We start from the raw sequence: 13,440 nt of genomic DNA, 5'->3' as shown, positions 1-13,440 counted from the left end.
CCACGTCGGCGGCGGAGAGCACGCCGTAGATCTCGCCGGTTTCCTCGACGACCAGGTATTCGGTGGCGGGGGCGGCGCGCAGGGCGTCGAGGAGTTCTTCGCCGGCGAGTTCGGCGGAGACGCGCATGCCGTCGGTGAGGTCCTGGGCGAGGCTGCTGACGGCGACCCAGGGGCGGCGGTGTTCGGGTACGCCGACGATGGCGGACTCGCGGACCAGGGAGAGGGGGTGGCCGTCGGCGTCGACGACGACCAGGGCGCGGGCGCCGGCGGCGTTGGCGCGGCGCAGGGCTTCGGACAGGGGGGTGTCGGTCTCGACGGGGACGGCGCGCCGGGTGAGGGTGCGGGCGCGCAGTTCGGGGAGGTGTTCGCGCAGCCTGGCCATGCGCAGGCTGTTGCCGGCGCCGGTCCAGATGATGGCGGCGAGGATGGCGGCGAGCAGCGCGTCGGTGACGGTGTCCATGCCGCCGGTGTCCGGGTTGCCGCCGCCGAGGGCTCCGGAGGAGTTGAGCAGGGGCAGTCCGATGAGGACGGCGACGGCGAGGGCGCGGCCGACCCAGGCGGCGGCGACGGTGCCGCTCATGGGTTTGCCGGTGATCTTCCAGACGACGGCGCGGAGCATGCGGCCGCCGTCGAGGGGGAGGCCGGGGAGCAGGTTGAAGATCGCCACGATGAGGTTGGAGACCATCAGGCCGGCGAGCAGGATGCCGGGGACGGTGCCGGGTTGGACGGGTTTCATGGCGAGGTAGAAGAGCCCGGCGAGGACGAGGGAGAGCAGCGGGCCGACGAAGGCGAGGACGAATTCGCGGCCGGGGGTCTCGGCTTCCTTCTCGATCTCGGAGACGCCGCCGAAGAACTGGAGCTGGATGCGGCGGACGGGGAGTTTGAAGCGGATCGCGGCGACGGTGTGGGCGAGTTCGTGGACGAGTACGGAGGCGTAGAAGGCGACGGCGAAGAAGAGGGAGACGAGGTAGCGGGCGGCGCCGAGCTGGGGCAGCACGCGGTCGAGCTGTCCGCCGAACACCCAGGTGATCAGTGCGGCCACGAGGAACCAGCTCGGGGCCACGTACACGGGCACGCCGAAGGGGCGACCCATGAGGATGCCGCCGCCGGGTTCCTTCGGCCGTCGCGGGGGTGGGGCCTCGGGGGCGGTTGGACCTGCGGGGTGCTCGGCCGGCTTGTCGTCGCCGGACCGCGGCTGCCCGCTCGCGCCGCTCACGTCCACGGTGTCCCCTCGTTCGAAGCGTCTTCCGCGCCTGCCGGGACGGAAGGGGTCTCTGATCGATGGTATGCGGCCGTGGTGGCACGTTTCGCCCCGGCACCCCTCGACTTCCCCCGGTGCGGCGGCCCGCGGCTGGGTCACTGTCAGTGGTGGGCCGTATGGTCTGTGGACATGGACACCAGCTTCGAGGAGGCGGGAGCCGCGCCGAGCGCTCCCGGGCCGACGACGGAACCGCCCGCGGCGGAGGCGACGGGCGACGCTGCCGGCGGCGGTGCCGCCGTCGGGCGTGTGGCGGTGGCGCCGACCTCGCTGTCCCCCTCCCGGGCCGGCGACTTCATGCAGTGTCCGCTGCTGTACCGGTTCCGGGTGATCGACCGGCTGCCGGAGAAGCCGAGCGAGGCGGCGACGCGGGGCACGCTGGTGCACGCGGTGCTTGAGCGCTTGTTCGACGCCCCGGCCGGTGAGCGGACCGCGCCGCGGGCCAAGGCGCTGGTGCCGGGCCAGTGGGACCGGCTGCGCGAGAGCCGCCCGGAGCTGGCGGAGCTGTTCGCGGACGATCCGGACGGGCAGCGCCTGGCGCAGTGGCTGGGTGAGGCGGAGCGGCTGGTGGAGCGCTGGTTCACGCTGGAGGATCCGACGCGGCTGGAGCCGGCCGAGCGGGAGCTGTTCGTGGAGGCCGAGCTGGAGTCGGGGCTCCGGCTGCGCGGGATCATCGACCGGGTGGACGTGGCACCGACCGGCGAGGTGCGCATCGTCGACTACAAGACGGGCAAGGCGCCGCGGCCGGAGTACGCCGAGAGCGCGTTGTTCCAGATGAAGTTCTACGCCCTGGTGATCTGGCGGCTGAAGGGCGTGGTGCCGCGCCGGTTGCAGCTGGTGTACCTCGGCAGTGGCGATGTGCTGACGTACGACCCGGTGCCCGCCGATCTGGAGCGGGTGGAGCGCCGGCTGCGCGCGCTGTGGGAGGCGATCCGGCGGGCCACGGAGACCGGTGACTGGCGGCCCCGGCCGACCAAGCTGTGCGGGTGGTGCGATCACCAGGCGCACTGCCCGGAGTTCGGTGGCACTCCCCCGCCGTACCCGCTGCCGTTGAGGGCGGGCGACTCGGGCGTCGTGCAGCAGGGCAGAATGGGCGCGGACTAGCGAAGGAGTGTCACGTGGCCATCCGCGTCCTACTGGTCGACGACCAGCCCCTGCTGCGTACGGGTTTCCGGATGATCCTGGAGGCCGAGCAGGATCTCGCGGTCGTCGGCGAGGCCGGTGACGGTCTGCAGGCCCTCGATCAGGTGCGGGCCCTGCAACCGGACGTCGTGCTGATGGACATCCGTATGCCGCGGATGGACGGCGTCGAGGCGACCCGGCAGATCACCGGTCCGGAGCGGAACGGCCCGGCGAAGGTGCTGGTGCTGACCACGTTCGACCTGGACGAGTACGTGGTGGAGGCGCTGCGCGCCGGGGCCAGTGGTTTTCTGCTGAAGGACGCGCCGGCGGACGAACTGGTGCAGGCGATCCGGGTGGTGGCCGCCGGTGAGGCGATGCTGGCGCCGAGCATCACGCGGCGGCTGCTGGACAAGTACGCCACGCATTTGCCGTCCGGTGAGGAGCCGGTGCCGGACACCCTGCACACCTTGACCGATCGTGAGGTGGAGGTGCTGAAGCTGGTGGCGCGCGGGCTGTCGAACGCGGAGATCGCGGCCGATCTGTTCGTCAGCGAGACCACCGTGAAGACGCATGTGGGGCATGTGCTGACCAAGCTGGGTCTGCGGGACCGGGTGCAGGCGGCGGTGTACGCGTACGAGAGCGGTCTGGTGCGTCCCGGCGCGCAGTAGTTCCCGAGGTCCCCCGGCCGCGCGGCGGTCCGGGCACGACGCCGAAGGGCGCCCTCCCCCGTCGGGGAAGGGCGCCCTTCGGCGTTGAGGGGTCGTCAGTTGCCCACGCCTCGGCCGAGCTCCCAGAGCTGGAGCACGGAGGAGGAGTTGACGGCGTAGGAGACGCCCGTGATGTCGCCGCGTGCGGCGATGTACTGCTTGCCCTGCCACAGCGGGAGGAACGGGACGTCGTCGGCGACGATGTTCTGGATCTCGGTGAGGCTGTCGGCGGCCGAGAGGCGGTTGGCGTCGCGGCGGGACTGCGGGATCAGGCTGCGCTGGATGGTGCTGTTGGAGTACGGCGAGCCGAGGAAGTTGCCCTTGTCGAGGAACGGCGCGAGGAAGCTGTCCGGGTCCGGGAAGTCGGGGAACCAGCCCATGCCGTAGACGTCGTACTGGCCCTTCTGCTCGGCGGGGCGGAAGCGCGACCAGGGGTGGCCCTGGATGGTGACGTCGAACAGGCCGCTGTCGTTCAGCTGCTTCTGCAGGACCTCGAACTCCTGCTTGGTGGCCGAGCCGTAGTGGTCGGTGGTGTAGTGCATGGTCAGCTTCACCGGGGTGGTGATGCCGGCCTTGCTGAGCAGGTCCTTGGCCTTGGCGGCGCTGGGGTTGCCGTACTTGTTGAAGAACGAGTTGGAGTGCCCGGTGACGGTCGCGGGGACCATCGAGTACAGGGGCTCGGCCTGGGTGCCGTAGACCTTGGCGACGAGTTCGCCGCGGTTGATGATCTGGGCCATCGCCTGGCGCACGGCCTTGGACTTCACGGTCGGCGCGTTGGTGTTGAAGGCCAGGTAGCGGATTTCGAGGCCGGGCATCTCGACCAGATCGACGTTCTGGTCGTTGCCGGAGTCCAGCTTCTGGACCTGGGCGGGCGACATGGTGCGGGACATGACGTCGATGTCACCCTTGTCGATCGCGGCGCCCATGGCGTCGGCGTCGGCGAAGGAGCGGACCACGACCTTGTCGTTGCTGATCGTCACGGACCCCTTGTAGTGGGGGTTCTTGGTGAAGGTGACGCTGACGACCGCGTTGTCCTTGACATCGGCCTGGAAGGTGTAGGGGCCGGAGCCGTCCAGGTGGAAGCCGTCGCGCAGCGAGTCCTTGGGGTAGTCCTTGGGGTTGACGATGCCGGCGACCGGGGTGGAGAGCTTGTACGGGAAGGTCGCGTCGGCCGTCTTGAGGTGGAAGATCACCTCGCGGTCGCCCTGGGTCTCGATGGTGTCGATGGTGTTGAGCAGGGAGGAGACACCGGTGTCGGCCTTCAGGCGCAGGGCGCGCTCGATGGAGTACTTGACGTCCTGGGCGGTGACCGGGTCGCCGTTGGCGAAGGTGAGGCCGTCACGCAGCTTGCAGGCGTAGCGCTCGCTGCCGCTGTCGGTGAAGCCGCAGCTTTCGGCGGCGTCCGGGACGGGGTTGCCCTCGCCCTTGGGCTCGGCCATGAGGGTCTGCACGGTCTGGCGCAGGAGGTTCCAGGGGCCGACGTCGTAGGCGTAGGCCGGGTCGAGGGGCGCGGGGGCTTCCTTGGTGACGGTGAACCGGTCCGTGGTGCCGACGACGATGGCGTCGCCGCCCTTGCTCCCGCTGCCCGATCCGCCGCACGCGGCGAGGACCGGGGTGAGCAGGCCGGCCACCGCCGGCAGCACCAAAGTCTTGCGGTTCATGCGGGGGTTTCTCCAGAGCTGTTCGGGTCCGTGTTTCCGGCATGCATGGGTGGCGCGGCGGAGCACGGGGAGGTTTTCGGCGATGTTCTCGCGATGAGATTAGTCCGGACCCGCTGGGGCGTTCGCAGCCGCGTGAGTTGACTGTCCATCACGCTGTGAAACCGGGTGCGGACGCACTGAAAACCCGACAGCGGCAGGATTAGTGCAGCTTCTCATCAATCGGGACACATGGAGCCGTGGCCGCCGGTCGAGTGGGGGCGTTCTGCATACTCGTCCGGCGTTGTCGAGCCCTCACGGGGTGGCGAACGTCACATCCCCGGCCGTCCGTGGGAGCTGCCGGAATTCGGCCGGGACGGCCCGTGGTGAATTCACGCCGGGCGTACTTCCGCGGTTATTCGACGGCCCTGGTCATTGGTGTTCGCACGCTGGGTGAACGGCTAGCGCATTTCCGTCATCAGGCCGCGGAGAAATGCCAGGTCGACCTGTTCGAGGGAGGAGACGACGGTGCGTCCCGCGGCGGGGCCGATGGGGGCGAGGGAGGGTACGGCGACGACGCGGCAGCCGGCGGCCTCGGCGGCGGCGACGCCGGTGGAGGTGTCCTCGACGACGGCGCATCTGGCGGGGTGGGCGCCGAGTCCGGTGGCGGCGAGCAGGTAGGGGTCGGGGAAGGGCTTGGTGCGGGTGACCTCGTCGCCGGCGATGGACAGGGCGAAGTGGTGCGGGCCGAGGACGGTGAGGACGCGGTCGATGATGCGCCGGTGGGAGGCGGAGACCAGGGCGGTGGGGATGCCGTGCTGGTGCAGTTCGGCGAGGAGCCGGGCGGCGCCGGGCTTGAGCGGCAGCCCGGTGCTGATGCGGGCCTCGAAGCCGTCGTTGAGCAGGAGGCTGAGTTCGGCGAGGGTGATGTCGGCGCCGGTGGCCTCGATGAGGAAGCCGGCGCTGCGGGTCATGGGGCCGCCGACCACGACGTGCTTCCAGGAGTCGTCCAGGGTGTGGCCGAGGGCGGCGAAGACCTCCACCTCGACGTCCCACCAGAAGCCCTCGGTGTCCACCAGGGTGCCGTCCATGTCGAGGAGGACCGCTTGCAGGGCGGACCCTTCGGCCGAACGGGTTCCGAGCGCGGGGACCGTGCTGGTCATCCGGGCGCACCTCCTTGAGGGACGTTCAGGCCGGTTCCCACTCGGGGAACCGGCCTGCGGTGGACCGACCAGTGTACGACTCCGCCGCCCGAAGCGCCTCGTTTATCACGGACGCCCGGGGGTACCCCGCTGTCACCCCCGGGAGCGGGCCGGGGAAGGGTCCGTCACGGCCTCGGGGGATGCGTCAGCGGGCGTTGAAGTACTTCGCCTCGGGGTGGTGGATCACGATCGCGTCCGTGGACTGCTCGGGGTGGAGCTGGAACTCCTCCGAGAGGTGGACCCCGATCCGCTCGGGCTCCAGCAGGGTGGCGATCTTGGCGCGGTCCTCCAGGTCGGGGCAGGCGCCGTAGCCGAGGGAGAAGCGGGCGCCGCGGTACTTCAGGGCGAACATGTCCTCGATGCCGGCCGGGTCCTCGCCGCCGAAGCCGAGTTCGGCGCGGACGCGGGCGTGCCAGTACTCGGCGAGGGCTTCGGCCAACTGGACTGACAAGCCATGCAGTTCGAGGTAGTCGCGGTAGGCGTTCGCCTCGAAGAGCTTGGCGGTCTCCTCACCGATGCGGGAGCCGACGGTGACGACCTGGAAGCCGACCACGTCGGTCTCCCCCGACTCCTCCGGGCGGAAGAAGTCGGCCAGGCACAGCCTGCGACCGCGGCGCTGGCGCGGGAAGGTGAACCGGGTGCGCTCGTGGCCCTGTTCGTCGAGGACGATCAGGTCGTCGTCCTTGGACACGCAGGGGAAGTAGCCGTGGACGACGGCCGCTTCCAGCAGGTTCTCCGTCTGGAGCCGGTCCAGCAGGCCGCGCAGCCGGGGCCGGCCCTCGGTCTCGACCAGTTCCTCGTAGGAGGGTCCTTCGCCGGTGCGGGCCTGCTTCAGGCCCCATTGGCCCTTGAAGAGGGCGCCTTCGTCGAGCCAGGAGGCGTACTCCTTGAGCTGGATGCCCTTGCTGACGCGGGTGCCCCAGAACGGTGGGGTGGGCACGGGGTTGTCGGTGGCGACGTCGGAGCGGACGTGTCCTTCCTCGGGCCGCTCGGTCACCTCCGCGGCGGCCGTGGCCCGGACCCTGCGCGGGCGCAGCTCGGGCAGCTTCGCGCCGGGCACGCCGCGTTTGACGCCGATGAGGGCGTCCATCAGGCGCAGGCCCTCGAAGGCGTCGCGGGCGTAGCGGACCTCGCCCTCGTAGAGCTCGTGGAGGTCCTGTTCGACGTAGGCGCGGGTGAGGGCGGCCCCGCCGAGGATCACCGGGTACTTCGACGCCAGGGCGCGCTGGTTCAGCTCCTCCAGGTTCTCCTTCATGATCACGGTGGATTTGACGAGGAGTCCGGACATGCCGATCACGTCGGCGCGGTGTTCCTCGGCGGCTTCCAGGATCGCGGAGACGGGCTGCTTGATACCGAGGTTGACCACGTGGTAGCCGTTGTTCGACAGGATGATGTCGACCAGGTTCTTGCCGATGTCGTGCACGTCCCCGCGCACGGTGGCCAGCACGATGGTGCCCTTGCCCTCGGCGTCCGACTTCTCCATGTGCGGTTCCAGATGGGCGACCGCGGCCTTCATCACCTCGGCGGACTGCAGCACGAACGGCAGCTGCATCTGCCCGGACCCGAACAGCTCACCGACCACCTTCATGCCGTCCAGCAGCGTCTCGTTGACGATGTCCAGCGCCGGCCGCTCCAGCAGCGCCGCGTCCAGGTCCGCCTCCAGGCCGTTGCGTTCCCCGTCGATGATCCGCCGCTTCAGCCGCTCCTCAAGGGGCAGCGCGGCCAGTTCCTCGGCCTTGCCCGCCTTCAGCGACCTCGCCGTCGCCCCCTCGAACAGCCGCATCAGCTTCTGCAGCGGGTCATAGCCCTCGACGCGGCGGTCGTAGATCAGGTCCAGCGCGGTGGTGACCTCCTCCTCGCTGAAACGCGCGATGGGCAGGATCTTCGAGGCGTGCACGATCGCCGAGTCCAGACCCGCCTTCACACACTCGTCCAGGAACACGCTGTTGAGCAGGATCCGCGCGGCCGGGTTCAGACCGAAGGAGATGTTCGACAACCCGAGCGTGGTCTGCACCGCCGGGTGACGCCGCTTCAGCTCCCGGATCGCCTCGATCGTCGCCACACCGTCCTTGCGGGACTCCTCCTGACCCGTGCAGATCGTGAACGTCAGGGCATCGATGAGGATGTCCTCCTCACGGATGCCCCAGTTCCCCGTCAGATCCGCGATCAGCCGCTCGGCGATCTCCACCTTCTTCCGCGGGGTGCGGGCCTGGCCCTCCTCGTCGATGGTCAGCGCGATCAGCGCCGCACCGTGCTCCCGCGCCAGCGCCGTCACCCGCGCGAACCGCGAATCCGGGCCGTCCCCGTCCTCGTAGTTCACCGAGTTGATCACCGCACGCCCGCCCAGCTTCTCCAGACCGGCCCGGATCACCTCCACCTCGGTGGAGTCCAGCACGATCGGCAGCGTCGACGCCGTCGCCAGCCGCCCGGCCAGCTCCTCCATGTCCGCCACACCGTCACGGCCGACGTAGTCCACACACAGATCGAGCATGTGCGCGCCCTCGCGGATCTGCTCGCGGGCGATCTCCACACAGTCGTCCCAGCGGCCCGCCAGCATCGCCTCGCGGAACTTCTTCGACCCGTTCGCGTTCGTCCGCTCACCGATCGCCAGATACGCCGTGTCCTGCCGGAACGGCACCGACTGATACAAAGACGCCGCACCAGGCTCCGGCTGCGGACTGCGCACCGGTGGCGTCAGATCCCGCACCCGCTCCACCACCTGCCGCAGATGCTCCGGAGTCGTCCCGCAGCACCCGCCCACCAGCGACAACCCGTACTCCCGCACGAACGTCTCCTGCGCGTCCGCCAGCTCGGGGGCGGTCAGCGGGTAGTGGGCGCCGTCCTTGCCGAGGACGGGCAGGCCCGCGTTGGGCATGCAGGACAGCGGGACGCGGGCGTTGCGGGCGAGGTAGCGCAGGTGCTCGCTCATCTCGGCCGGGCCGGTGGCGCAGTTCAGGCCGATCAGGTCGATGCCCAGCGGCTCCAGGGCGGTGAGGGCGGCGCCGATCTCGGAGCCCAGCAGCATGGTGCCGGTGGTCTCGACGGTCACCGACACGATCACCGGGAGGTCCAGGCCGAGGGCGTCCAGGGCGCGGCGGGCGCCGAGCACGGCGGCCTTGGTCTGGAGCAGGTCCTGGGTGGTCTCCACGAGCAGCGCGTCCGCGCCGCCGGTGACCAGGCCCTCGGCGTTGCGCTGATAGGCGTCGCGCAGGGTGGTGTACGGGGCGTGACCGAGGGTGGGCAGCTTGGTGCCGGGGCCCATGGAGCCCAGCACCCAGCGGGGGCGGCCGTCCCCGGCGGTGAACTCGTCGGCGACCTCGCGGGCGACGCGGGCACCGGCCTCGGACAGCTCGTGGACCCGTTCGGAGATGTCGTACTCGCCGAGGGCGGAGTGGTTGGCGCCGAAGGTGTTGGTCTCGACGCAGTCGACGCCCACCGCGAAGTAGGCCTCGTGGACCGAGCGGACGATGTCCGGGCGGGTCAGGTTGAGGATCTCGTTGCAGCCTTCGAGCTGCTGGAAGTCGTCCAGGGTGGGTTCCTGGGCCTGGAGCATGGTGCCCATGGCTCCGTCGGCGACCACCACGCGGGTGGCGAGCGCCTCTCGGAGCGCGGACGCACGGGTCCGGCTGTCGGCGGTAGGGGACGTTGGCAACGAGGCCATGTAAGGGCTCCCTCAAGGTGCGACGGCTGTCGGCTATGCGGGACCCCAGGGCAGGCGGGGGGTCCGCACGGCGCCAGACTAACCGGGTGTGGGCTTGGATGGGCACAGGCGTCCACGTGACGGACGCGAATGGCCCCGGCGCCACGCGGGGACCACACGGGATGTAACAGGAGTCGACCGACCATTAGCGGGAGGTCGACATGGACCGGTAGTGTTCGACATTGCCGAACGGTGGTAGCGAGTGCGGTGGTAAACGGCGCTCGCCCACCGGCATGTATCGGCAGTCGAAGGGGACGGAGGCAGGACGGCGATGGCACGGAACATCCAGTCGCTCGAACGCGCGGCCGCGATGCTGCGGCTGCTCGCGGGCGGCGAGCGACGGCTCGGCCTGTCGGACATCGCCTCCTCGCTCGGCCTCGCCAAGGGCACCGCGCACGGCATCCTGCGCACCCTCCAGCAGGAGGGGTTCGTGGAGCAGGACGACGCCTCGGGCCGCTATCAGCTCGGCGCCGAGCTGCTGCGCCTGGGCACCACCTATCTGGACGTGCACGAGCTGCGGGCGCGCGCCCTGGTGTGGACGGACGACCTGGCCCGCTCCAGCGGGGAGAGCGTGCACCTGGGGGTGCTGCACCAGCAGGGCGTGCTGATCGTGCACCACGTCTTCCGGCCCGACGACAGCCGGCAGGTGCTGGAGATCGGCGCCATGCAGCCGCTGCACTGCACCGCGCTGGGCAAGGTGCTGGCCGCGTACGACCCGGTGGCGCACAGCGAGGCCCTGGAGACCGAACGCAAGGCGTTCACGGACCGCACGGTGTGCGACGCCGCCGAGTTCGAGCACATCCTCGACCTCACGCGGGCGCGGGGTTACGCGGCCGACGTGGAGGAGACCTGGGAGGGCGTGGCGTCGATCGCCGCGCCCGTGCACGACCGGCGCCGGATGCCGGTGGGCGCGGTCGGCATCACGGGCGCGGTGGAGCGGCTGTGCCGGGAGGGCGAGCTGCGTCCGGAGCTGATCGCCGCGGTGCGCGACTGCGCCCGCGCGGTCTCCAGGGACCTGGGCGCCGGACGGTTCTGAGAGTTCGCGCTTCATTGTGGGTAGGACCGGGACGCCGGGCGGCGTTCCGGTTCTCGGCCTACCCTGAAACGGACAAAGCGGGGCTAAAACTACATCAGCGAGCGAAGAGTGATAACCGGCGGCGATCAATAACGATCCGGTTTTGGATAACAGAACTCTTGACGCATGCGTAACGCCGAAGCAAGACTCCCGTCCATCGGTCGGCATTGTCGAACACCTACCGGCAATACGCGTTAGAGTGTGACAAGCCAAGGGCCGGCATCGCTCTCACCCCCGAGGGCGCCAGAACTCCCGGTGGGACTCCGGGGTTCGGCTTACCCCTGGACGAAGGACAAAGGAGTCGCGGGTGTCCAGCTCCGACATCTTCATCGGCGAGACCATCGGTACCGCCGTACTCATCCTGCTCGGCGGCGGCGTCTGCGCCGCCGTCACGCTGAAGGCCTCCAAGGCCCGTAACGCCGGTTGGATCGCCATCGCCTTCGGGTGGGGCTTCGCCGTCATGACGGCCGTGTACATCTCCACGCCGCTCTCCGGCGCCCACCTCAACCCGGCCGTCACCGTCGCCCTGGCCATCAAGAACAGCGACTGGAGCGACGTTCCGTACTACCTCGGCGGTCAGCTGCTGGGCGCCATGATCGGCGCGGTCCTGGTGTGGCTCGCCTACTACGGCCAGTTCCACGCGCACCTGACCGACAAGGAGATCGTCGGCGGTCCGGGCGCCCAGGCCACCTCGGCCAAGGCCGTCGAGGCCCAGGAGCAGGGCGCCGGCCCGGTGCTCGGCATCTTCTCCACCGGCCCGGAGATCCGGAACATCGCACAGAACCTCGCGACGGAGATCATCGGCACCATCGTGCTGATCCTCGCGGTCCTCACGCAGGGCCTGAACAACCAGGGCAACGGCCTCGGCCCGCTCGGCGGCCTGATCACCGCGTTCGTCGTGGTGGCCGTCGGTCTCTCCCTCGGCGGCCCGACCGGCTACGCGATCAACCCGGCCCGTGACCTCGGCCCGCGCATCGTGCACGCCCTGCTCCCGCTGCCCAACAAGGGCGGCTCCGACTGGAGCTACGCCTGGATCCCGGTGGTCGGTCCGCTGATCGGCGCCGCCATAGCGGCCGGCATCTACAACGCCGCCTTCTGAGGAACCTCCCGGTTACCGCGCACGCGCCGTACGTTCAGCCCCCTCACCACGGACCTTTCAGGAGCACACAGTGACCGACGCCCACACCGCAGGCCCCTTCATCGCGGCGATCGACCAGGGCACCACCTCCTCGCGCTGCATCGTCTTCGACCGGGACGGCCGCATCGTCTCCGTCGACCAGAAGGAGCACGAGCAGATCTTCCCCAAGCCGGGCTGGGTCGAGCACAACGCCAACGAGATCTGGACCAACGTCCAGGAGGTCGTCGCCGGAGCCATCGCCAAGGCCGGCATCACCCGCGACGACATCAAGGCCATCGGCATCACCAACCAGCGCGAGACCACCGTGCTGTGGGACAAGAACACCGGTGAGCCCGTCCACAACGCCATCGTCTGGCAGGACACCCGCACCGACGCCCTCTGCCGGGAGCTGGGCCGCAACGTCGGCCAGGACCGCTTCCGCCGCGAGACCGGCCTGCCGCTGGCCTCCTACTTCGCCGGTCCCAAGGCCCGCTGGCTGCTCGACAACGTCGAGGGCCTCAAGGAGCGCGCCGAGGCCGGGGACATCCTCTTCGGCACCATGGACACCTGGGTCATCTGGAACCTGACCGGTGGTGTCGACGGCGGCAAGCACGTCACCGACGTCACCAACGCCTCGCGCACCCTGCTGATGAACCTCCACACCATGGCGTGGGACGAGCGGATCTGCGAGTCCATCGGCGTGCCGCCGCAGATCCTGCCCGAGATCCGCTCCTCCGCCGAGGTCTACGGCGAGATCAAGGGCGGCAAGCTCGGCGACCTGCTGGGCGGCATCCCGGTCGCGTCCGCGCTCGGCGACCAGCAGGCGGCCCTGTTCGGCCAGACCTGTTTCTCCGAGGGCGAGACCAAGTCGACCTACGGCACCGGCACCTTCATGGTGATGAACACCGGCGACAAGATCATCAATTCCTACGCCGGTCTGCTGACCACCGTCGGCTACAAGATCGGCGAGCAGCCGACGGTCTTCGCGCTGGAGGGCTCGATCGCCGTCACCGGCTCGCTGGTGCAGTGGATGCGCGACCAGATGGGCCTGATCTCCACCGCCGCCGAGATCGAGACGCTCGCGCTCTCGGTCGAGGACAACGGCGGCGCCTACTTCGTGCCGGCCTTCTCCGGCCTGTTCGCCCCGCACTGGCGCTCCGACGCCCGCGGTGTGATCGCCGGCCTGACCCGGTACGTCACCAAGGCGCACCTCGCGCGCGCCGTCCTGGAGGCCACCGCCTGGCAGACCCGGGAGATCGCCGACGCCATGACCAAGGACTCGGGCGTCGAGCTGTCCACCCTCAAGGTCGACGGCGGCATGACCGCCAACAACCTGCTGATGCAGACGCTCTCCGACGTCCTCGACGCGCCGGTGGTGCGCCCGATGGTCGCCGAGACCACCTGCCTCGGCGCCGCCTACGCCGCCGGCCTCGCCGTCGGCTTCTGGTCCAGCACCGACGAACTGCGCGCCAACTGGCGCCGGGCCGCCGAATGGACCCCCCGGATGGACGCGGAGACCCGCGACCGTGAGTACAAGAACTGGCTCAAGGCCGTCGACCGGACCATGGGCTGGATCGAGGACGAGAGCTGAGCGGGCATTTCGGCTCACACCGCTCTGACGA

The 13,440-nt window shown here is 69.9% G+C and carries 9 protein-coding genes; 5 read left to right on the top strand and 4 right to left on the bottom strand.

The annotated features are described in order from the left end of the window. The coding region (locus FRZ03_RS00225) for a site-2 protease family protein (protein ID WP_146462984.1) at positions 1-1,222 on the bottom strand (1,222 nt) is incomplete at its 3' end. Between the two features lie 168 nt (positions 1,223-1,390). On the opposite strand from FRZ03_RS00225, the gene FRZ03_RS00215 reads away from it, so the two are divergent. Beyond that, entirely contained in the window at positions 1,391-2,362 is a 972-nt protein-coding gene (locus FRZ03_RS00215; protein WP_261398439.1) for a RecB family exonuclease, read from the top strand. 14 nt (positions 2,363-2,376) lie between these two features. Continuing rightward, on the top strand, positions 2,377-3,048 hold the full coding sequence (locus FRZ03_RS00210) for a response regulator (RefSeq protein WP_070030260.1): 672 nt from the start codon (positions 2,377-2,379) through the stop codon (positions 3,046-3,048). Between the two features lie 95 nt (positions 3,049-3,143). On the opposite strand, the gene FRZ03_RS00205 is transcribed toward FRZ03_RS00210, so the two are convergent. From FRZ03_RS00205 to metH, 3 genes are all read right to left on the bottom strand, one after another. Beyond that, the gene (locus FRZ03_RS00205) at positions 3,144-4,748 is read right to left on the bottom strand and encodes an ABC transporter substrate-binding protein (protein ID WP_146462949.1); all 1,605 of its coding nucleotides are present in this window, start codon (positions 4,746-4,748) and stop codon (positions 3,144-3,146) included. 437 nt (positions 4,749-5,185) lie between these two features. Further along, complete coding sequence (locus FRZ03_RS00200) at positions 5,186-5,887, bottom strand: HAD family hydrolase (RefSeq protein WP_146462948.1); 702 nt, start codon at positions 5,885-5,887, stop codon at positions 5,186-5,188. Positions 5,888-6,071: 184 nt separating this feature from the next. After that, positions 6,072-9,587, bottom strand: coding sequence for a methionine synthase (metH, locus tag FRZ03_RS00195; RefSeq protein ID WP_146462947.1), 3,516 nt, complete (start codon positions 9,585-9,587; stop codon positions 6,072-6,074). Positions 9,588-9,897: 310 nt separating this feature from the next. Here metH and FRZ03_RS00190 point away from each other — a divergent pair, with 310 nt between their 5' ends. From FRZ03_RS00190 to glpK, 3 genes are all read left to right on the top strand, one after another. After that, the gene (locus tag FRZ03_RS00190; protein ID WP_146462946.1) at positions 9,898-10,662 is read left to right on the top strand and encodes an IclR family transcriptional regulator; all 765 of its coding nucleotides are present in this window, start codon (positions 9,898-9,900) and stop codon (positions 10,660-10,662) included. 346 nt (positions 10,663-11,008) lie between these two features. Further along, positions 11,009-11,800, top strand: coding sequence for an MIP/aquaporin family protein (locus tag FRZ03_RS00185; protein WP_146462945.1), 792 nt, complete (start codon positions 11,009-11,011; stop codon positions 11,798-11,800). Between the two features lie 70 nt (positions 11,801-11,870). Beyond that, a complete protein-coding gene (glpK, locus tag FRZ03_RS00180; protein WP_146462944.1) occupies positions 11,871-13,409 on the top strand; it encodes a glycerol kinase GlpK in 1,539 nt (512 codons plus the stop codon). Positions 13,410-13,440 lie beyond the last annotated feature (31 nt).

This window comes from Streptomyces misionensis, assembly GCF_007896895.1.
Lineage (GTDB): Bacteria > Actinomycetota > Actinomycetes > Streptomycetales > Streptomycetaceae > Streptomyces > Streptomyces misionensis_A.
Note: the sequence above shows the minus strand (reverse complement) of the source record. Positions and strands in the feature narration are given on the sequence as shown.